Origin of the sequence: Haloferax sp. YSSS75, assembly GCF_046764215.1 — an archaeon.
In the GTDB taxonomy this organism is placed as follows: domain Archaea; phylum Halobacteriota; class Halobacteria; order Halobacteriales; family Haloferacaceae; genus Haloferax.
On sequence record NZ_CP177206.1, the window covers coordinates 2,029,120 to 2,049,456 of the forward strand.

At 63.4% G+C, this 20,337-nt stretch carries 24 protein-coding genes and 2 tRNA genes; 19 read left to right on the forward strand and 7 right to left on the reverse strand.

The window, feature by feature from the left end; genetic code table 11:
* Positions 1–72: 72 nt before the first annotated feature.
* Complete coding sequence (hmgA, locus tag ACK3R5_RS10695; RefSeq protein ID WP_411966943.1) at positions 73–1,284, reverse strand: hydroxymethylglutaryl-CoA reductase (NADPH); 1,212 nt, start codon at positions 1,282–1,284, stop codon at positions 73–75.
* Between the two features lie 690 nt (positions 1,285–1,974).
* On the opposite strand from hmgA, the gene ACK3R5_RS10700 reads away from it, so the two are divergent.
* From ACK3R5_RS10700 to ACK3R5_RS10725, 6 genes are all read left to right on the forward strand, one after another.
* Positions 1,975–2,850: a CPBP family intramembrane glutamic endopeptidase gene (locus ACK3R5_RS10700; protein ID WP_411966944.1), complete on the forward strand. Its 876-nt coding sequence runs from the start codon at positions 1,975–1,977 to the stop codon at positions 2,848–2,850.
* Positions 2,851–2,993: 143 nt separating this feature from the next.
* Positions 2,994–4,529 carry an amidohydrolase gene (locus ACK3R5_RS10705; RefSeq protein ID WP_411966946.1) on the forward strand — a complete coding sequence of 512 codons (1,536 nt, stop codon included), beginning with the start codon at positions 2,994–2,996 and terminating at the stop codon, positions 4,527–4,529.
* The gene (locus tag ACK3R5_RS10710) at positions 4,530–5,711 is read left to right on the forward strand and encodes an MFS transporter (RefSeq protein ID WP_411966947.1); all 1,182 of its coding nucleotides are present in this window, start codon (positions 4,530–4,532) and stop codon (positions 5,709–5,711) included.
* A gap of 40 nt (positions 5,712–5,751) precedes the next feature.
* The gene (pyrF, locus tag ACK3R5_RS10715) at positions 5,752–6,549 is read left to right on the forward strand and encodes an orotidine-5'-phosphate decarboxylase (RefSeq protein ID WP_411966948.1); all 798 of its coding nucleotides are present in this window, start codon (positions 5,752–5,754) and stop codon (positions 6,547–6,549) included.
* A 94-nt stretch (positions 6,550–6,643) separates the two neighbouring features.
* Positions 6,644–7,195 carry a DnaJ domain-containing protein gene (locus ACK3R5_RS10720; protein ID WP_411966949.1) on the forward strand — a complete coding sequence of 184 codons (552 nt, stop codon included), beginning with the start codon at positions 6,644–6,646 and terminating at the stop codon, positions 7,193–7,195.
* Between the two features lie 308 nt (positions 7,196–7,503).
* Positions 7,504–9,108: a GTPBP1 family GTP-binding protein gene (locus tag ACK3R5_RS10725; RefSeq protein WP_411964051.1), complete on the forward strand. Its 1,605-nt coding sequence runs from the start codon at positions 7,504–7,506 to the stop codon at positions 9,106–9,108.
* Here ACK3R5_RS10725 and ACK3R5_RS10730 read toward each other — a convergent pair whose 3' ends face one another.
* From ACK3R5_RS10730 to ACK3R5_RS10740, 3 genes are all read right to left on the reverse strand, one after another.
* Entirely contained in the window at positions 9,109–9,600 is a 492-nt protein-coding gene (locus ACK3R5_RS10730) for a hypothetical protein (protein ID WP_411966951.1), read from the reverse strand.
* Positions 9,597–10,529, reverse strand: coding sequence for a methenyltetrahydromethanopterin cyclohydrolase (gene mch, locus ACK3R5_RS10735; RefSeq protein ID WP_411966952.1), 933 nt, complete (start codon positions 10,527–10,529; stop codon positions 9,597–9,599). Before mch ends, ACK3R5_RS10730 begins: the two co-directional genes overlap by 4 nt.
* Before the next feature lie 92 nt (positions 10,530–10,621).
* Entirely contained in the window at positions 10,622–10,936 is a 315-nt protein-coding gene (locus ACK3R5_RS10740; RefSeq protein WP_411964054.1) for an MTH1187 family thiamine-binding protein, read from the reverse strand.
* A 104-nt stretch (positions 10,937–11,040) separates the two neighbouring features.
* Here ACK3R5_RS10740 and ACK3R5_RS10745 point away from each other — a divergent pair, with 104 nt between their 5' ends.
* The 4 genes from ACK3R5_RS10745 (at position 11,041) to ACK3R5_RS10760 (ending at position 12,986) form a co-directional block, all read left to right on the forward strand.
* A complete protein-coding gene (locus ACK3R5_RS10745) occupies positions 11,041–11,205 on the forward strand; it encodes a hypothetical protein (protein ID WP_411966953.1) in 165 nt (54 codons plus the stop codon).
* Between the two features lie 62 nt (positions 11,206–11,267).
* Positions 11,268–12,323, forward strand: coding sequence for a YihY/virulence factor BrkB family protein (locus ACK3R5_RS10750; protein WP_411968656.1), 1,056 nt, complete (start codon positions 11,268–11,270; stop codon positions 12,321–12,323).
* Between the two features lie 37 nt (positions 12,324–12,360).
* Positions 12,361–12,669 carry a hypothetical protein gene (locus ACK3R5_RS10755; protein WP_411964056.1) on the forward strand — a complete coding sequence of 103 codons (309 nt, stop codon included), beginning with the start codon at positions 12,361–12,363 and terminating at the stop codon, positions 12,667–12,669.
* 62 nt (positions 12,670–12,731) lie between these two features.
* On the forward strand, positions 12,732–12,986 hold the full coding sequence (locus tag ACK3R5_RS10760; protein ID WP_411966954.1) for a hypothetical protein: 255 nt from the start codon (positions 12,732–12,734) through the stop codon (positions 12,984–12,986).
* Positions 12,987–13,069: 83 nt separating this feature from the next.
* On the opposite strand, the gene ACK3R5_RS10765 is transcribed toward ACK3R5_RS10760, so the two are convergent.
* The 3 genes from ACK3R5_RS10765 to ACK3R5_RS10775 all read right to left on the reverse strand — a co-directional run bounded on the left by ACK3R5_RS10765 (position 13,070) and on the right by ACK3R5_RS10775 (position 14,453).
* Positions 13,070–13,990 carry a lysostaphin resistance A-like protein gene (locus ACK3R5_RS10765; RefSeq protein WP_411966955.1) on the reverse strand — a complete coding sequence of 307 codons (921 nt, stop codon included), beginning with the start codon at positions 13,988–13,990 and terminating at the stop codon, positions 13,070–13,072.
* Between the two features lie 311 nt (positions 13,991–14,301).
* Positions 14,302–14,372 (reverse strand) — tRNA-Gly (locus ACK3R5_RS10770).
* Between the two features lie 10 nt (positions 14,373–14,382).
* A tRNA-Gly gene (locus ACK3R5_RS10775) sits at positions 14,383–14,453 on the reverse strand.
* A gap of 287 nt (positions 14,454–14,740) precedes the next feature.
* Between ACK3R5_RS10775 and ACK3R5_RS10780 the strand changes: the two genes are divergently transcribed.
* From ACK3R5_RS10780 to rpmC, 9 genes are read left to right on the forward strand one after another with little or no spacing between them, the layout of a single operon-like run.
* Positions 14,741–15,583: a putative RNA uridine N3 methyltransferase gene (locus ACK3R5_RS10780; protein ID WP_411964059.1), complete on the forward strand. Its 843-nt coding sequence runs from the start codon at positions 14,741–14,743 to the stop codon at positions 15,581–15,583.
* Between the two features lie 4 nt (positions 15,584–15,587).
* On the forward strand, positions 15,588–16,604 hold the full coding sequence (locus tag ACK3R5_RS10785; protein ID WP_411964060.1) for a 50S ribosomal protein L3: 1,017 nt from the start codon (positions 15,588–15,590) through the stop codon (positions 16,602–16,604).
* A 3-nt stretch (positions 16,605–16,607) separates the two neighbouring features.
* A complete protein-coding gene (gene rpl4p, locus ACK3R5_RS10790; protein WP_411964061.1) occupies positions 16,608–17,354 on the forward strand; it encodes a 50S ribosomal protein L4 in 747 nt (248 codons plus the stop codon).
* Entirely contained in the window at positions 17,351–17,602 is a 252-nt protein-coding gene (locus ACK3R5_RS10795) for a 50S ribosomal protein L23 (RefSeq protein ID WP_411964062.1), read from the forward strand. The genes rpl4p and ACK3R5_RS10795 overlap by 4 nt, the downstream gene beginning before the upstream one ends.
* Before the next feature lie 2 nt (positions 17,603–17,604).
* Positions 17,605–18,330, forward strand: a complete 726-nt coding sequence (locus ACK3R5_RS10800; protein WP_411964063.1) for a 50S ribosomal protein L2 — start codon at positions 17,605–17,607, stop codon at positions 18,328–18,330.
* Positions 18,331–18,332: 2 nt separating this feature from the next.
* Entirely contained in the window at positions 18,333–18,755 is a 423-nt protein-coding gene (locus tag ACK3R5_RS10805; RefSeq protein ID WP_411964064.1) for a 30S ribosomal protein S19, read from the forward strand.
* Positions 18,756–18,759: 4 nt separating this feature from the next.
* Positions 18,760–19,221, forward strand: a complete 462-nt coding sequence (locus ACK3R5_RS10810; RefSeq protein WP_151162738.1) for a 50S ribosomal protein L22 — start codon at positions 18,760–18,762, stop codon at positions 19,219–19,221.
* Entirely contained in the window at positions 19,221–20,123 is a 903-nt protein-coding gene (locus ACK3R5_RS10815; protein ID WP_411964065.1) for a 30S ribosomal protein S3, read from the forward strand. Before ACK3R5_RS10810 ends, ACK3R5_RS10815 begins: the two co-directional genes overlap by 1 nt.
* Positions 20,124–20,336 carry a 50S ribosomal protein L29 gene (gene rpmC, locus ACK3R5_RS10820; protein WP_411964066.1) on the forward strand — a complete coding sequence of 71 codons (213 nt, stop codon included), beginning with the start codon at positions 20,124–20,126 and terminating at the stop codon, positions 20,334–20,336.
* The last annotated feature ends 1 nt before the right edge of the window (position 20,337 follow it).

Consider the following 20,337-nt stretch of genomic DNA (forward strand, 5'->3'; position numbering starts at 1 on the left):
CGCTAACACCGTGGAAACGGAGGAATCGCCTCCGAAGACGCCTCCGGCGTGACGACTCTCTGCCCGAGTCAGTTACCGTCCGAGTTCGGCGTGGGCAGAAGAGAGGTGTCGCGAGGCGAGTGCGGACAGCAGCGAGAGTTCGCCGGCGAGTGACCCGACGGCGATACACTCGGCGAGCGCGTCTGCGTTCGACCCGGCAGGGTCGCCACCGCCGCGGATGCCGAGGATGTCGAGGCCTTCGGACTGCGTGGGCAGTTTCGTGCCGCCACCGACGGTACCGACTTCGAGCGACGCGAGCGAGACGGAGACGTAGAGGTCACCGTCCTGTACGTCTGCAGTCGTAATCGCGTTCGCACCCTCGACGACCTGTGCTTCGTCCTGTCCGGTGGCGAGGAACATCGCGGCGACGACGTTGGCGACGTGGGCGTTGAAGCCGAGACTCGCGGCCTTCGCCGACCCGATGAGGTTCTTTCGCGTGTTGAGTTCCGCGATGGCCTCCGGCGTCGTGTGGAGTCGCTGTTCGACGACGTCGCGAGGGATGCGCACGTCGGCGGTGACGCTCCGGCCACGCCCTTCGACGGCGTTGATTGCGGCGGGTTTCTTGTCGGTACAGAGGTTGCCCGACAGTGCGACGAGTGACCCCGTCGTCTCGGATTCGACGACGCCACAGGCCGCCTCGGTTGCGATTGTGGCCATGTTCATCCCCATCGCGTCTTTCGTGTCGTAGCGGAATCGAAGGTAGACGGAGTTACCGACCACGTAGGGCGTCACGTCGAGGAGTTCGCCGTGACTCGTCGTCTCCTCTGCGGCCTCTTTGAGTTTCTCGAAGTTGTCGCGCGTCCACGAGACGAGTGCTTCGGCCTCGGCGACGTCTGTGACGCGGAAGACCGGTGCGCGAGTCATCCCGGACTTCAGGACGCGAGCAGTCGCGCCACCGGCGGCGTCGATGACCGAACACCCGCGGTTGACCGACGCGAGGAGTGCGCCTTCGGTGGTCGCGAGTGGCAGGTACTTCTCGTCCGAGACGGCGCCACCGTTGACGGTGACGGGACCGGCGACACCCATCGGCACCTGAATCGCTCCCACCATGTTTTCGATAGCCGACTCTGCGACTTCGGCGGGGAATCCGTAGTTACCGACCGCGTCGAGCGACGCACCCGACTGCTCTTCGACGAGGAGGCGGCGTGCTTCGGCGGCGACGTCGGCGTCGGCGTGTGCTTCGAGTTCGTGGAGGCGGAGTTCACCCTCTCGAACGCGGTTTGCGAGAGACGCGGCGTCTGTCATGCTCCGACGTATTCCGCCCCTGCCCTAACGGTTTCCGGTTCTTGGCCTCGTCGAGATGCCGGGACTGGTCCTCTCGAGGAGTAGTGCCGACTACCGCGGGCAGTTGGGAGTCCGGACGGCCGCCAGTAGCGTCCTGTTTCGACTCGGTTCGTTGATTCCCGGCGTCGAAGACTGGTTCGAGCGAACGATGACCGAGCGGTTACGCTCGCTCTCGCTCTCCGAGACAGTGGTCGACGAGATTCTCGACACGGGACGATTCTCGACACGGGACTGTCGTTGGACGCGTGGGGGCAGTCCGGCCTGGCTCTCGTCGGTAAGGACTTCCCGTCACGCCTCGCGGCTTTCGATGGGCCGGTCTGTCTGCTCAACGGTGAGTCCGACCGTATCAACCGCCCGGCAGCAATCGAGTGGTGTCGGCAGGAGGGTAGCAGTCCGGGTACGGTCGTCGAGGTGTGTGACCAGTGCAGGCACGAACGGCATCTAATGACGAGATTCTGACAACCCTCTCCACATATATCTGGACGTGGACTGTTCGAGGTCGAAACACACCCAGTTGCCGCTCGACTCGCACTCTGGGTACACGGCAACCCCGTGCCATTTGCTGAACCATTCGATACCTCTAGATAGTCTGCTTCTCAACGCCTGAGAGTCAGTGAAGTGAGATATGATGGTAGAATCCCCACATAGTGCATGGATTCTGGAACCGGTTATGGAACCGAAGGTGTCGTCACCACAGAGGTAGACCGTGAGTCACCCGGGTCGAGCCACTGGTACACCTTCGGCATCTTCGTTGCGAGCACACTCTCGTATTCCTGGGGGCTGTGGGCTCTCCTCGTGTTCGGATTCGTTCCTGCGTCGGCGACGACACCGCTCATCATCCTCGGTGGGTTTGGTCCGCTCGTCGGTGCACTGGTCACACTCCGGCTCACAGGTTCGAGTATCCGTGCGTGGTTCCGGGCGAACCTCCGCTATCGCATCCCACTCCGATGGTACGCCCTCGCTATCGCTCTACCGCCGCTTCTCATCGTTAGCTCCAGTCTCATCTACGTGGCCGTCTTCGACGCATCGTACGCGTTGGACGAACTCACTGCGTTCTGGATGTTCCTCCTCGGTGTCGCACTGACGTTCTTCGTCGGTGGTGGGAACGAAGAACTCGGGTGGCGTGGATTCGCTCAGCCAGCCCTGCAAGAGGGGCTGTCGGCGTTTTCGGCGAGTCTACTCGTCGGACTCGTCTGGTTCGTCTGGCACGTCCCACTGTTCTTCGTCTCCGGTAGTTCGCAGGCCGGCGTCCCGATGGTCCCCTACGCTATCGGTGTCCTCGCAACTGGCGTCGTGCTCGCATGGCTCTACAACGCCACTGGAAGCATCCTCATTCCGTGGCTCTACCACGCAAGTCTCAACCCCGCCGCCGGCTACTTCTTGGCCGGCGTCGACGGCCTGAAGACGACCCCTGGCTACGGCACGTACGCGTTACTCGTCGCAGTCGTCGCCGTGGCCCTGCTCGTCCACTACGGTCCGACTGACCTCGCGGCCCGTGCCCGGGTTCGACTCTCGGACCTCTCGTGAATCACCCTCTCACGTCCCACCTCGCAGCCGACGAGTCGGTCGAACCACTCGTAGACGCCTCGTTCTGAGAGCACTGTCTCGACTCCCGGGCCGCGCCTGACACATCCCGAACGATTTTGCCCTCCCGCATCGGGGTCGAACGTATGACTGCGGCAGCGGACCTCGTACTGACGAACGCGGAGGTACACACGCTCGAATCACCGGACGAGACGCACGAAGCAGTCGCGATTCGCGACGGCGAAATCGTCCGCGCTGGCCGCGCGTTCGACGTCGAACTCCTCGCCGGTGTCGAGACGCGAGTCGTCGATTGCGACGACCGAGTCGTCCTCCCTGGGTTCATCGACGCGCACACGCACCTCCCGAACGTCGGGCGGTCACTGGTTCACGCCGACCTCTCGGTAGCCGAATCGGCCGACGACGCTGTCTCCCTGCTCGAAGAGCGTGCGTCGGCGGTCCACGACGGCGAGTGGGTTCTCGGATTCGGCTACGACGAGAGCACGTGGGACGAGTCGCGCTATCTCACCCGCGCGGACCTCGACGCCGTCTCCGAGACGGTCCCCGTGGTCGCCTTTCGCGAGGACCTCCACACCGCCGGCGTCAACTCCGTCGTCCTCGACCGGTTCGGCGACGAGATGGACCCGGAGGGCGTCCAGACCGAGAGTGGTGACCCAACTGGCGTCGTCGTCGAGGAAGCAGTCGACGTGCTCTGGGAGGCCACCGAACCTGGCCGCGAGGAGATGACCGAACTCGTCCGCGCGGCACAGGAGTACGCCACCGCCCGCGGCGTCACCGGCGTCCACGACATGGTCCGTGGCTCTCGCGCCCCCGAAGTCTATCGTGACCTCGCTGCCGCCGGCGAGTTGGACCTCCGCGTCCGCATCAACTACTGGTCGGACCACTTCGACGCCCTCCACGAGACCGGTCTGCGGACGAATCACGGCGACGGACTCGTCACCGTGGGCGCAATCAAGACGTTCACAGATGGCAGTTTCGGCGGCCGAACGGCGAAACTGAGCGAACCGTACGCGGACGCTCCCGACGAGACGGGCCAGTGGGTCGTCTCCCCGGACGAACTCGCCGAACTCGTGGCCGAGGCGGACGACGCGGACTACCAACTGACGGCACACGCCATCGGTGACGAGGCTATCGAGACGGTGCTCGACGCCTACGAATCGACAGCGGACCCCGCGTCCGCCCGCCACCGTGTCGAGCACGTCGAACTCGCCTCCGACGACGCCATCGAGCGGTTCGCAGAACTGGGTGTCGTCGCCTCCGTCCAACCGAACTTCCTGAGGTGGGCCGACGAAGGTGGCCTCTACGACGCCCGTCTCGGGGGACGCCGCCGCCAGACGAACCGCTACCGCGACTTGCTCGATGCAGGAGTAAACCTCGCGTTCGGCAGCGACTGTATGCCACTGGGGCCGCTTCTCGGCATCGACCACGCGACTGACCACCCGAATCCCGACCAGTCGCTCACCGTCACGGAAGCACTCCGCGCCTACACGTCGGGGGGTGCCTACGCCGGATTCGACGAGGACCGACTGGGAGGTATCGAACCGGGGGCCACCGCCGACGTGGTGGTCCTCCACGAGTCGCCGTGGGAGGCCGAATCGATTCGGGACGTCGACGTCGCGATGACAGTCGTCGATGGCCGCGTCGTCTTCGAGGCACTGGACTGAATGGAGCGAGGCCTCGGTTCACCGGTCGCGAAGTACTACGCGTACAAGACGACCGAATTCGTCTCGTTCACCGCCGCTATCTGGATTCTGTTCGTCCGGTCTCGGGGACTCTCGTTCGCCGAGGTGGGTGCACTCAACAGCGTCTGGTGGCTTGCACTCGTCGCCAGCGAGATTCCAACTGGCTACCTCGGTGACAGACTCGGTCGGCGCTCCGCGATGGCGTTCGGAACGGCCATCATCGCCGTCTCGACAGTCGGCATGGGACTGTCGTCCACCTTTCTCCAGTTCGCCATCGTCTACGGGGCGTGGGCGGTCGGACAGACGTTTCGCTCCGGGAGTGACGACGCGTGGCTCTACGACTTGCTCGCCGAGACGGACGAGACGCAGGAGTTCGCGAACGTTCGCGGCCGCGCGACGGGTATCGGCCTCGCCATCGGCGCTGTAACCACACTCGCCGGCGGAATAATCGCCGACGCGACGAACTACTCGGTTACCTTCTTCGCGACTGCGGCGGTGACCGCACTGGGAATCCCGATTCTCCTCTCGGTTTCCGAGACGAAGACGGCGGGGAGCGACTTCACCCCGCAGACGGCGATTCGGGTCATCCGCGAGAAACTGACTCAGCCACCGCTTCGAGGGTTCGTGGTCTACTTCGCCCTCCTGTTCGGCGTCGTCAATATGGCCTACATCTTCGACCAGCCAATCGTCCGCGACGTGGCGCTCGGCCTCGGTGTTCCTGCGACGGCAGCGAACACTGCCGTGAGCGCGTCGTACGCGGTCTTTTCGCTCGCGGCGGCGGCAGCGAGTTACCGCGCAGGATGGATCCGTGACCACATCGGGATTCGGCGGTGGTTCTTCGTCGTCCCCATCCTCGTCGCGGTGGCGTTCGGGTCGCTCCCGCTCGTCGGCGTCCTGGCGTTCCCGGCGTTCATCGTCGCGCGTGGCGTCTCGAACGCGTCGCTCGTCCTCGGGAACCAGTACGTCAACGACCACGTGGACTCGGCGGGACGTGCCACGGTGCTGTCGGCCACTGGAATGCTCTATTCGCTCGCGGTCATCCCCTTCGAACTCGCCGGTGGCGTCGTCGCAGACGCCGTCTCTCCGAGCGGTGCGCTCGCCGCGTTCGGCGGGGTGTTGCTCGTCGGTGCGGGTGTGTTGTGGGTGGTCGACCGGCCAGTGTGAAGGGAAAACCCCTTAGTTCCAGTCGTCGCACTCGCGGGCAATGGGCTTCTTCGACGACCTCAGAGACCGAATCGAGAAGACGAACAGCGTCGTCTCGGTCGGCCTCGACGCCGACATCGACCGCATCCCCGACCACCTCCTCGACAAGGACCTCCCGCGATGGGCGTTCAACCGCCGTATCATCGACGCCACCCACGAACACGCGGCGGCCTACAAGCCGAACGCGGCGTTCTACGAAGACGCAGACGGGTGGCGCTCGCTCCGCGAGACCATCGCCTACGCCCACGGAAAGGGCGTCCCCGTCCTCCTCGACGCCAAGCGCGCCGACATCGGCAACACGACCCGCAAGTACTCCGAGATACTCGACTACGCGGACGCCATCACCGTCAACCCCTACATGGGCCGCGACTCCATCCAACCCTTCCTCGACCGGCCGGACAAGGGCGTGTTCGTCCTCTGCCGCACTTCGAACCCCGGTGGGTCTGACCTCCAGTCACTCGAACTCGCGTCCGGCGAACCACTGTACGAACGCGTCGCGGCGCTCTGTGACCTCTGGAACGAACACGGAAACGTCGGACTCGTCGTCGGTGCGACCGGTCCCGACGAGTTAGAACACATCCGCGAACAGGTCCCCGACCTGCCGTTTCTCGTCCCCGGCGTCGGTGCGCAGGGTGGCGACGCCGAGGCGGCGGTCGAATTCGGTCTTTCAGACGGCGTCGGCCTGGTGAACTCCTCGCGCGGTATCATCTTCGCCGGCGAGGGTCACGACGAGCACTTCGACAAGGCCGCCGGACAGGCCGCAAAGCAACTCCAGAAACGGCTGAACCAGTTCCGCTAACCCGACCCCACCTGAGCGAACTCCATCCACCCACAGTCGTCGCCGATGCGGTGCTGGCGAGACGTTTACCCTCGTGCACTCCTAATGTGCCCTCGTGGACCGGGACCGACTCGTCATGGGTCTCGCGGCAGTGTTCGCGGGAATCACCATGCTCCTCGTGGTGTTGGCCTTCGCCTACAGGCAGTTACTGCTGTTGTTCGTCGCCGTGCCGTTCGGTGCGACGACGTACTTCATGTACGCCCACGTCAGCGGTCGTTTAGAGGAACGGTTCTATCAGAAACGCGTCCGGATGAGTGACGGACGCATCGGCTTCCAGTCGGGTGCTCGCGGCGACACACGCCGTGAAACCGGCGGATTCGGCGCTGGCCCCCGTGGCGACCCACGAGAGGGGCCGGGCGCTGGCCGGTTCCGTGACGTCGGCGGGCAGGCCGGGCGACGAGAACGATACCAGCGTGTTCGACCCCCGCGAAACACGGTGAGTCGAAGCGAAGCACTCCGAACGCTCGGACTCGACGCCGACGCGACCACCGAGGACGTCAAACGGGCGTACCGAGAACGCGTCAAAGAGACGCATCCCGACTCGAAGACGGGCGACGAAGAGTCGTTCAAACGCGTCACGCGGGCCTACGAACGTCTCACGGAGTAACGGGACCCGTCGAAACACTACTTCCTCTGGCCGTTTCCAGTCGTCTCCGTGACGTTCGAGTAACGTCGCTCGATAGTTCACGAAGTATCGAGGTGTCGTCTGCATCTCGTCGACAGAGAATTCTCGAACGATGTGGGAACTATCTGTGTCACGTCGGAAGTCGGCCGACAGTCACGAGTCGTGGGAAGGGGATTCCCATTCGTGTGGCAGGCGATTCCCCGACGAGTCACGCGTCACGCGTGTGTGGTAATAACGTGGTAAGCGTTATCGCGGAAAGCGTTTTCACGGTTGGTTTCCTACGCCCGCCCATGAGCGCTGACCGGGCCCTCCTCGACGAGGCCCTCGAGCGCGGTGAGGAAGAAGGCGGAAACGTCGAGTTCAAAGAACGCCTCACCCGTGCCGTTCACTTGTCCGACGGTCGGATGGAGTCGCTTGCTGCCCAACTCCGACACAGAGTGCTCTCCGGCGACGGCGTCGCAACCTACGTGGTCGGCGTCACCGACGACGGCGGTATCGCCGGTATCTCGCCCGACGCGTTCTCCGAGACGATGGACGTCCTCTCGCTGCTCGCCGAAGAGGCGGGCGCACACATCGAAGACGTCGAGACGTGGGGCGTCGGCGAGAGCGCCGAACGCGGACTCGTCGGCGTCGCCACCATCCGCGAGGGCGGGATGCTCGACGTCGACGACGACCACATCGTCGTCGGCACCGCCGGCCACGTCGACCACGGCAAATCGACGCTCGTCGGGTCACTCGTCACCGGGCAGGCCGACAACGGGAACGGCCAGACGCGGTCGTTCCTCGACGTCCAACCCCACGAAATCGAGCGTGGACTCTCTGCGGACCTCTCGTACGCCGTCTACGGATTCAACGACGACGGCCCCGTCCACATGCGGAATCCCCACCGGAAGTCAGACCGGGCACATATCGTCGAAGAGGCCGACCGACTCGTCTCCTTCGTCGATACGGTCGGCCACGAACCGTGGCTTCGAACGACGATTCGCGGCCTCGTCGGCCAGCGACTCGACTACGGCCTGCTCGTCGTCGCCGCCGACGACGGCCCGACGCGGACGACGCGCGAACACCTCGGTATCCTCCTGGCGATGGAACTCCCGACTATCGTCGCCATCACCAAGGCCGACGCCGTCACCGAGGAGCGACTCGACGAAGTAGAACGCGACGTCGAGCGACTCCTCCGGAACGTGGGTCGGACGCCCCTCAGCGTCGAACGCCACGGCGTCGACGCCGCCGTCGACGAGATGAGCGAGTCGGTGGTGCCAATCGTCCTGACGAGCGCCGTGACGATGGACGGCCTCGGCGAACTCGACCACATGTTCGAGGCACTCCCGAAACGCAGTGCCGCAGAAGGCGACTTCAAGATGTACATCGACCGGACCTACTCGGTCACCGGCGTCGGTGCCGTCGCCTCCGGCACGGTCAACTCCGGTGCGGTGGAAGCGGGTGACACCCTCCTGTTGGGGCCGATGGCAGACGGGTCGTTCAAAGAGGTCGAAGTCCGGTCTATCGAGATGCACTACCACCGCGTGGACCGGGCGAACGCCGGCCGTATCGTCGGTATCGCGCTCAAGGGCGTCCGCGAGTCGGAGGTCGAACGCGGGATGGTTCTGCTCCCGGCAGACGCCGAACCGACTGCCGTCCGCGAGTTCGAAGCAGAGGTGATGGTACTCAACCACCCGACGCGCATCCGTGACGGGTACGAACCCGTCGTCCACCTCGAAACCGCCTCCGAGGCGGCTATCTTCCACCCTGAAGGCGGGCAACTCCTCCCGGGAGATACGGGCAAGACCCGTGTCGAGTTCAAGTTCAGGCCGTACTTCGTCGAGGAAGGACAACGATTCGTCTTCCGTGAGGGTCGGTCGAAGGGTGTCGGAACCGTGACGAAGGTCTATTAATCAGACGTCTGTGGCGACGTAGCCACCGTCTTTCGCCGCTGCGACATCGAACAGCACCGCCCACTCGACGAGGTCTGTCACTCGCGTTCGCCACCGTCGTCTCCACCCGTTCGGGTCGCGGTGGCGTTCCCAGTTCGGGACGGTCGGTTCGAACGCCTCGAAGACAGCGTCGACCGATTCGGGGCCGTCGCTCCGGGCGAGGGCGTCGAGCACTTCCCGCGCACCGAAGACGTTCGCTTCGAACGCGCGCCCGAGTTCCTCGACTGTCTTCTCGTCGCGGACGCGTTCGAATCCGCGACTCGTCTCGCGGGCGAGGCCGAGTGATTGACAGAACACCAGCCAATCGCGCCCCTCGTCCGGCGTCACGTCTAACCGCGTGGCGAGACGCCCACAACAGTCGTCTTCGGACCCGGGAATCAACGGGACGCCACGGTGAGCCTCCCACAGTCTGTCGAGCGTCTCCGGCGCGGGCGGGACCGGTTTTCGCCTCACAGTCCGAACGAGTCGGCGAGGACCGAGTCGTCGGTTTCACCGAGTGTGTACGTCGGGCCGTCGATTACGTCGATAGTCGCCTGTGCCGGGCCGAACACGTCGGGGTCGACGTCGCCGAAGTCCCACTCGGCGTCTTCGAACAGTTGCTGGAACGGGACGCCGTACTCCGCGCCGGCAGTCGAAATCGCCCGGTCGAACTCGTCGAAGTCTTCGGTGACGGTCATGTGGACTTTCCCGCCGTACGCGACGGCGTCGTTGGTTCGACTCATCGCGACACTCTCGTCGTAACTGACCGGTGCGAGCGGTGCGGACCCGGAGACAGAGATGACGTTGGTCGGGTCGTATCCCGCTTCGAAGAGGTTGAACATCGCGAGTTCGCCCGCCCGGGCGGCACCCGTGACGCTTCCTGCGAGCGACCCCGTGGCGTACGTCGGTAAGAAGACGGCACTCGGTTCGACACCGCACATCTCTGCGACGTGTTCTGCCACCTCGTCCGTCGGCAGTTCGATGCTCTCGACGGTGAGTGCGGTCAGGTCGAACTCGTCGTAGTAGCCGAGGTGGTGGAACTCCTCTTCTTCGCCGACCAGCGCTCGGGCAGGCCCGGACCCGAGTCCGTCGTAATCGTCGAAGACGAGTTCCCACCCGGCCTTCTGCGAGCAGAGGAGTGCGAGTGCGGGGCGGTCCGTCGAGAGTTCGACGCTCGGGCGGGGCGTTCCCGCCACCTCGCCCATCTGTGTCTGTACCGTTGCGAGGCCGGCGGTCTGAATCTCGGCGAGGAGCATCCCCGCTTCGACACCACCGTCGGCGTCGACGCCGAAGTCGATGACCGTCGCACCGGAGTCGAGTTCGTAGGCCTCGATGCCGAGTTCGCCGGCGAAATCGAGCGCCTCGTCGACCAGTTCGATGGCCATTCGGTTGATGCTGTCCATGCCCGCCGATAACGCGTCTTCGGCTAAAGGGTTTGTCAGTCCCACGCTCTGCGGCGGACGTGGACGTGTCTCTAGACGGGTGACTCGGGAGACTACTCGCGGTCCTTCTTCGCCTGTCGTCCCAGGTGCTCTTCGACGGCCGAAACCTTGTCTGCGGCACGCTGGTCGACCGTTCGCTTGTCGTCTACCTTCAAGAACGTACTCACCCGGTCGCCGTCGACTGCTTTGTGTGCCGCCCCAACCGCCGCGAGGAGTTCGTCGATATCGTCCGCCTCGATGACCGTCCCCATCGGATTCGTCTCGTACGAGACGTCGAAGTCGTCGAGTGCGGCAACCGCCTTGGCGACTTCGCCCGACATACTGCCTTCGACGACCGGTGCGACACTCAGCATTGCGATGACTGTCATACCGTCCTCGTCGTCGCGCCGGACAGTAAAACCGAGGTGTCGAATGACTAATACGTCGATTTGGAACCGACGAGGCTATCTTCCTGACAGTCAGAGTTTTCTGTATGTTCCGTAGTGGAATAACCCAAGTCGCCTTCACCTTCGCGTCCGCGATTCTCACCGGTGTCGTGCTCGGTTCGGTAATCGGTGGATTCGTCGGATACCCCACGGAGTGGACTGCCACAGGTGCGATTTCCGGTATCGCCTTCGGACTCCTCACCACCCAGTGACGACGCGGGACGAACGCGTCTTCGAGTCGCTCTTTTTCACCGTCGCCGACGTATCTGGTTTCATGAATCAACGCGTCACCCGCGCGCTCACTCTCGGGCGAGCGATTCTCTACGAGGTTCGTGCCGAACGTCTCACCTTCATGGCCGGCAGCATCGCCTACGGAGCGTTCGTCTCACTGCTTCCACTTTTCCTCCTCGTCCTCGCCGCCGTCTCGGCCACCGGCAACAGTGACCTCCGGGCGGGAGTTATCGCCCTCATCGAGACGGTGTTGACTCCCGGTGCGGGCAGTATCATCGTCACCGAACTCGAGACGTCGAGTCAACTCACGAGTCTCTCTCTCGTCGGTGTTCTCGTCCTGTTGTGGGGGACGCTCCGTATCTTCCGAAGCCTCGACACCGCGTTTTCGGACATCTACGAATCCGAGGCGGCGAACACGTTCGCCGACCAACTCTCCGACGGCGTCGTCGTCCTCGTCACCGTCGCTCTCGCCGTCGTCGCGGGGGCGCTCATCGAAACCGTCCTGCCGCCCCTCGATGGAACACTCGGGTGGGTCGTCTATCGCGGCGTCCTCGTCGTCCTCCTCTTCGTGTCGTTCTACCCGATGTACTACATCTTCCCCGACGAGAACGTCTCGCGTCTCGAAGTCGTCCCCGGCACACTCGTCGCCGCAATCGGGTTGACGACGTTCGAGTCGCTCTTTCGCCTCTACGTCCAGTTCAGCAGTCGCTCACCCGAATCGAGCGTCGTCGCCGGTATCCTCGTCCTGTTGACGTGGCTCTACTTCAGTGGCCTCGTCATCCTCCTCGGCGCGGCGGTGAACGCCGTCCTCTCGAACCGTTCGCGCGACGTGAACGTGCGCCCACTGTTCGGTGGTGTCCCCCTCGGCTCACAGGCCGACGTCGCGACTCGGACCGACGTGGTCACGGCCATCGAACGAATCGACCACCTCCTCGCGACGACTGCGGGCGACGTCGAGATACGTGTCGGCGACGAGACGGTGACGATTCCACGGCCCGAGAAGGTAGTCGTCGACGCCCAGACGAGCACGTTCCTCCCCGAAGGCCCGGTCCGGTTCGAACTCAGATGGTCGTCGTGGCCTGACAGTCAAGAGGACTGACAACGCGCATTATCACCTTTGCACGCGTACGTTGGCCATGGCTATCGACAAACCGACCCAACCGGTACACCCGACCAGCGAGACACCCGTGTATCCGACGCGTCCGCTCGAAGACGACCACACGACGTGGGAGCGAGTGGAGACGAGTTCGACCACGGTGTCCCGCGCCGTCCGCCCGCCCGTCGTCGTCGAGAACCGAACGATGGGTCACCACCACCACGGCGAGGCGTTCCTCGTCTGGCAGTGCGACGACTGCGGCGAAGTCGGCACCCTGACCGCCTTCCCGACGTCGTGTCCACACTGTGGCGCCGGCCGTGAGGTCCTGTACTACTACACCGAAGACTGACGACGAGTCCCCGTTTCGACCCCGACCGCGACCGTTTTCCCGTCGGCCACCAACCGGCGAGTATGTACCTCTCACACCCCGTCCGCCGGATGCGTGACGACCCCTTCGACGACGAGACGGCGGCACTCCGCGTCGAACCCGTCGACGACGAGGCGAGAGTCGCCCTCGACGACCACGTCGAATCACTCGGCGGGTCGGTCGAGAAGGAACTGCAGTTCGGCGGCGTCGTGGTCGTTCTCCCCGAACCCGACGTGGCGGCACTCTGTGAACTCGACGGCATCGAACGAATCGAGACGGTGGATACGCTCGGGTATTGATTCGGCACCTGTTCAGACTGTATTTCTTCTTCGCCCACACGCGTACGCCAGACTCAAAACCGTCGCCGAGGGACGCGATGGGTTCAGGGTTCGGGCCACGTTCGTGGCAGCGCTTTCCCGTGTTTCTTGACTCGCCAGAGCACGAGTATCGTGCCGAGAGAGAGAACAGCGAGCGTTATCAGCGACCCTTCGAGGCCGTATGCACCCCCCGAGAGCCAGTTCGGTCCGGTCGTCTCACCGACCAGAAAGGCCACTGATTCGACGTCGTTTCCGGACACGCTCACTCCGAAGAGGGCACCTTGCGTGAAATTCCACCCGGCGTGGATTGCGATTGGGAACCAGAGCTGTCGGGTGTAAACGTAGGCGGCGCCCATGAGTAACCCAGCGAGGAAGATGACACCGATGGCGATTGCAGTCGGATTCGCCGTCAGAATCGTGTGATAGCCCGCGAAGAACAGCGAGGAGACGAGGATAGCGGCCCAACTTCCCAAGCGCGATTCGATTTCCGGCAGGACGATTCCCCGGTTGACAACCTCCTCGAGGCTGACGAAGAAGAGAACGCCGGTGACCGCAGGGAGAACGATACTGATGGAGTTGACGCTGACCACGCTGTAGCCACCGGCGGCCCAAATCACAGCGAGTGCTGCTGTGAACAGCCCACTACCCAGAAGCGTCCCGACCAGAACGTCGCGTCCAGCGTTTTCACGCCGGAGGTCATTCGGCCACGACGAGTCGACGAGACGGGAGTACAGGACGTAGGACCCGAAGACGACGAGCGCGAGAATCACTGGCGCGACGATGGTGCCGACTCTGGCGTACGGCCAGTCAGGTCCGAAAAACGTCGTGTAGAACTGTTCGAGTGCGACGAGGGCCGCAACCGACGGGACGACGACGAGTGCGACGCCGATGAGTGTTCGCGCTGCGGCGGAGGTGCGGATACGTTCTCTCACCGAACGTCGCTCTTTCGCCTCTTTTCCTCGCTCAGCAGAGACTGTCGCATCCATACGTCATCTACGGCTTTCAGACTCTTATAGGAGCGTTGACATGCTTGGGCATGACAGACGGCTCTCTCGGCAGGTGAGTTCGGAAGAAGTGCGTCGGCTGGGAGTCCCGCGAGCAACGCAAGTGGGACTCAGGAACTCCCGTGAACGAACGAAGTGAGTGAACGGGTGTGACGGGATTTGAACCGGAACCAGACGTGCTCGCTCACTTCGCTCGCGACGCTCCCTAGTTCAAATCCCAGTTCTCGCATTCACAACTCACAGTCCGAGCGACACGCACAGCGGTCGCTCGGAAGGTAGATTCGTTGTAGAAGTGCGTCGGCTGGGATTTGAACCCAGGTTGTGACCATGGCAAGGTCACGTGATACCACTACACTACCGACGCAGTTTGGAAGTGCGCTGGCTGGGATTTGAACCCAGGTTGTGACCATGGCAAGGTCACGTGATACCACTACACTACCAGCGCATTCCGCGTGTATCGTGGCGCTTCCTGCACTTCTGGGTAAACCGGATTGATAAATAAGACTTGCGAAACGGGGAAGAAATCGGGTGACAGCGCGGCACCTACTACCATGTGAGATTCGGTCAAACCAACCTGTCGAAATCCGTGTAATTCACTACCACACGTCATTCGCCAATCCCCCACAAACTGGGCCGTGGGAGCCTCTACCACCCCAAAACGGATTCGCTACTCTTTTAGGTAGGCCCCCGGTACAAACGCCACAGTCTAGACGATACGAGGATGAACCCGGCATGAAACTCAGCGTACTCGTGCCGTCCTCACTCGTCCGGGAAGCCGAAGACCAACGCGAGGCAACTCGCAAACTCGGCTACGTCGCCCGTGCGGCGGCGGTCTTCCGGGCGGACGAACTCGTCATCTTCCCCGACGAAGATGGCGAGAACAAGTGGGGCGGCGAGTTCGTCGAAACCGTACTTCGGTACGCTGCGACGCCCCCATACCTTCGCAAAGAGGTCTGGGGCAAGCGTGACGAACTCCGGTACGCTGGTATCTTGCCGCCCGTTCTCGTCTCGTCTACGACCGCGGACGACTCTGACGAGTTGCCCGCGTTGCGAGAAGGAATCGTGACCGAGGTCGGACCTGACGACCGCGTTCGGGTCAATTGCGGAATGCAACACCCGATCTCCCTGTTCGTCCCTCCGGGGATGGACGTCTCAGAGGGAGAGCGCGTCGCTGTCAGGATCTCTTCGCGAGAACCGGTCCGTGCGCGGATCGTCGACGAGCCCCTCCCGGGCTTCGACGTATCCCGCATGGACCTCACGGAAGCACTCGGCAGGCCAGATGCGGGCGTGCGAATCGCCACGTCTCGCTATGGCGAGCCGCTGTCAATCCCCACATTGGGTGACCTGACTGCCCGCATCGCCGACGCCGGCGGTATGACCGTCGTCTTCGGTTCACCGGGCCGTGGGCTTCCGGACATGCTCGGGATGTCTCCCGAGGATGTTGCAGACGTCGAACCCTCCGTTGGTCCGGGGTTCGACCTCTGGCTCAATACGATTCCGCGACAGGGGAGCGACGTGGTGCGAACTGAAGAAGCGATGTTCGCCTCACTCGCCTCCCTGACACTCACGGAGTGAATACATGCCACAACCAAGCAGACCACGAAAAGGCTCGATGGGCTTCAGCCCACGCAAGCGTGTGACCAGAGAGGTTCCGCGCATCAAGTCGTGGCCAAGTGACGATGGCTCTCCTGCACTGCAGGGATTCGCTGGCTACAAAGCCGGCATGACCCACGTCATGATGGTCAACGACGAAGCGGACTCCCCCCGAGAGGGTATGGAGGAAGCAGTGCCGGTGACCGTCGTCGAGACGCCACCGATGCGTGCTGTTGCTCTTCGCGCCTACGAGCAGACGTCGTACGGTATGAAGCCGAAGACCGAGGTCTGGACGAACGAGTTCCACGACGAACTCGACCGCGTCCTCGATCTTCCGGAAGAAGACACGTTCGAAGAAGACGCCGAAGCGCTTCGCGAGGCCGTCGAGGCCGGCGAAGTCGATGACCTCCGCGTCATCACGCACACGGTCCCGTCCGAACTCAAGAACGTGCCCAAGAAGAAGCCCGACGTGATGGAGACTCGCGTCGGTGGCGGCTCCCTCGTGGAGCGCGCCGATTTCGCCCTCGAACTCGTTGGCGAGGGTGGCGTACACGACATGTCCGACGTGTTCCGCGCTGGCGAGTATCTCGACGTCGCCGGCGTCACGAAGGGTAAGGGTACGCAAGGTCCCGTCAAGCGATGGGGCGTCCAGAAGCGGAAGGGCAAGCACGCCCGTCAGGGCTGGAGACGCCGTATTGGCAACCTCGGCCCGTGGAACCCCTCGCGCGTTCGCTCGACGGTTCCCCAGCTCGGTCAGACTGGTTACCACCAGCGCACCGAACTCAACAAACGTCTCATCGACCTCGGCAACGGTGACGAGGCCTCCGTCGACGGTGGCTTCGTCAACTACGGCGAAGTCGACGGCAACTACGCGCTCATCAAGGGCTCGCTTCCGGGTCCCAACAAGCGCCTTCTGCGGTTCCGCCCGGCCGTCCGGCCGAACGACCAGCCGCGCCTCGACCCCGAGGTGCGCTACGTCTCTACCGCATCGAACCAGGGTTAAACCATGCAGGCAACTATCCGAGACCTGAACGGTGACGACGCAGGCAGCATCGACCTGCCTGAGGTTTTCGAGACGGCTTACCGTCCGGACCTCATCCAGCGTGCAGTCATCGCAGCTCAGGCAAACCGAAAACAGCCGTACGGTGCCGACCCCTACGCTGGCATGCGAACGCCAGCAGAGTCCATGGGCAGTGGCCGTGGGATGTCCCACGACCCACGCCAGAATGGCGTCGCCCGACGCGTCCCGCACGCCGTCTCCGGTCGTCGCGCACACCCGCCGAAGGCCGAGAAGGACCAGGGGAAGGAAATCAACACGAAGGAGCGTAAACTCGCTGTCCGCTCGGCGCTCGCCGCCACCGCGGACCCCGAACTCGTCGCAGAACGAGGGCACCAGTTCGACGACGACGTCGAGCTCCCGCTCGTCGTCTCCGACGACTTCGACGACCTCGTCAAGACGAAGGAGGTCGTCGACCTTCTGCAGTCGCTCGGCGTCTACGCCGACATCGAGCGCTCCGAGAACAACAAGAAGGTCAAAGGTGGCCAAGGGAAGCTCCGTGGCCGCAAGTACACCCGTCCGAAGTCCATTCTCTTCGTGACGGCCGAGGAGCCCTCGAAGGCTGCTCGCAACCTCGCCGGCGTCGACGTCGCAACCGCGGCGAACGTCTCCGCCGAGGACCTCGCGCCCGGTACGCACGCCGGTCGCCTCACCCTCTTCACCGAGAGTGCACTCGAGGAGGTCGCAGAACGATGAGCATCATCGAGCACCCACTGGTCACCGAGAAAGCGATGAACCAGATGGACTTCGACAACAAGCTCCAGTTCATCGTCCACGTCGACGCGACGAAGCCCGAGATTACGGAGGAAGTCGAGTCGCGCTACGATGTGACCGTCGAGAAGATCAATACACAGGTCACGATGAAAGGCAAGAAGAAAGCAACCGTTCGTCTCTCTGAAGACGACGACGCACAAGAAGTCGCGTCGCGAATTGGGGTGTTCTAACCATGGGACGCCGAATTCAGGGCCAGCGTCGTGGTCGCGGTTCGTCCACCTTCCGGGCGCCGTCGCACCGCTACAAGGCCGAACTGTCGCACAAGAAGTCTGAGAAGAAAGACACCATCACGGGAACGGTCGTCGGCATCGAGCACGACCCTGCCCGCAGTGCGCCCATCGCCCTCGTCGAGTTCGAGGACGAACAGCGCATGATTCTCGCGCCCGAGGGCGTCACCGTCGGCGAAGAACTCCAGATTGGCGTCTCCGCCGAAATCAAGCCCGGCAACACGCTGCCGCTGGCCGAGATTCCCGAAGGTGTCCCCGTCTGTAACGTCGAGCGTCAGCCCGGCGACGGCGGGAAGTTCGCCCGCGCCTCTGGCGTCAGCGCGCAGCTCCTCTCGCACGACCGAAAGGTCGCCGTCGTGAAGCTGCCGTCGGGTGAGGTCAAGCGCCTCAACCCCGAGTGCCGTGCCACCATCGGCGTCGTCGCCGGTGGCGGCCGCACGGAGAAGCCGTTCGTCAAGGCAGGGAAGAAGTACCACAAGATGAAAGCGCGCGGTATCAAGTGGCCGCGCGTTCGTGGTGTTGCTATGAACGCCGTCGACCACCCCTTCGGTGGCGGTGGCCGCCAACACCCCGGTCAGCCGAAGTCCGTCTCGCGGAACGCTCCGCCGGGCCGGAAGGTCGGTGACATCGCCTCCAAGCGCACCGGTCGCGGTGGCAAGGGAGGTAAGTAATCATGAGCACGCAATACCGTACCGGCCGCGAAGGTGAGTTCACCTACCGTGGCTACACGCTCGAAGAGCTGCAGGACATGGAGCTCGACGAAGTCGCGGAACTGCTCCCCGCTCGTCAGCGGCGAACTATCACCCGTGGCCTGTCGGCCGAGCACGAGAAACTGCTCGCGAAGGTCGAAGAGAAGACCGAAGAGGAGACGGCAAACGCACCAGTCCGAACACACCTGCGTGACATGCCGATTCTCCCCGAATTCGTCGGTCTCACCTTCGCCGTCTACAACGGTCAGGAGTTCGAACGCGTCAAGGTTCAGCCCGAGATGATTGGGCACTACCTCGGCGAGTTCCAGCTGACCCGAACGTCGGTCGAGCACGGTCAGGCCGGTATCGGCGCGACCCGGTCCTCGAAGTTCGTGCCGCTCAAGTAATACCATGGGAATCAACTACAGCGTCGAGGCCGACCCGGACTCCACGGCTAAGGGTATGCTCCGGGACCGGCCCATCAGCCTCAAGCACAGCAAGGCCATCTCCCGTGCCATCAAGGGAATGACCGTCGCCGACGCCGAGGAGTACCTCGAAGCCGTCATCGACGGCGAGCGGTCGGTTCCGTTCAAGCAACACAACTCTGGTGTCGGTCACCGAAGCGACATCGAGGGCTGGGACGCAGGACGATACCCTGAGAAAGCGTCCAAGGCGTTCCTCGAACTCCTCGAGAACGTCCGCAACAACGCAACCGAACAGGGATTCGACGGACCAGCCATGGAAATCAAACACCTCGCCGCCCACAAGGTCGGCGAACGCCAGGGTCGCAAGCCCCGTGCCTTCGGCCGGGCCGACCCGTGGAACACCCCAATCTGTGACGTCGAACTCATCATCGAGGAGGTCGAGGAATAATGGCTGACGAACACCAATTCATCGAGAACGGACTGCAGCGGTCCCAGATCGACGAGTTCTTCGCAGACGAACTCGGCCGCGCCGGCTACGGCGGCATGGACGTCGCCAAGACGCCGATGGGCACCCAGATCGTGCTCAAGGCCGAAAAGCCCGGGATGGTCATCGGGAAAGGCGGGAAGAACATCCGTAAAGTCACCCGCGAACTCGAAGAGCGATTCAACCTCGACGACCCCCAGATTGACGTGCAGGAAGTCGAGGAACCGGACCTCAACGCCCGCATCGTCGCGGACCGCCTCGCCAACGCACTCGAGCGTGGCTGGTACTTCCGCAAAGCGGGTCACACCACCATCGACCGTATCATGGACGCCGGCGCCCTCGGTGCCGAAATCGTCCTCTCCGGGAAGGTCACCGGTGCTCGCTCGCGCGTCGAGAAGTTCAACCGCGGCTACATCAAGCACAACGGCGAACCCGCACAGGAAATCGTCGACGAAGGCCAGGGCGTCGCCGTCATGAAGCTCGGTACCATCGGCGTCACGGTCAAGATTATCCCGCCGGGAGCGCGCCTCCCCGACGACTTCGAAGTCGAGGAAGACGCACAGCCCGAAGCGGTCGAACAGATAGAAGAGACCGAGAGCGTCGAAGACCTCCTCGAAGAGGAACCCGAAGAGGTTCCGGACGTCTCCGAGGACGTCGAAGCCGAACCCGAGACGGAAGCCGTCGACGAGGAAGTCGTCGAGGAAGCCGTCGAAGAAGTTGTCGACGACGAAGAAGTCGTCGAGGACGAAGCGGCCGACGACGACGAGGAAGTCGTCGAGGAAGACCTCGACGAAGACGTTGCCGAAGAGGCAGCGGACCTCGTCGCCGAGATGGAAGACGACGAAGACGAAACGGAGGAAGAATAAATGGCAATCCTCTACACCGAAGAGATTCGCGACATGACGCCCGCAGAGCGCGTCGCCGAGCTCGAAGAGCTCGAGACGGAACTGCTCAACGCCAAGGCCGTCCAGGCCGCGGGTGGCGCACCGGACAACCCGGGGCGCGTCTCTGAACTGAAGAAGACTATCGCCCGAATCAAGACGATTCAGGGCGAAGAAGGCGACCTCGACGAACAGTAAG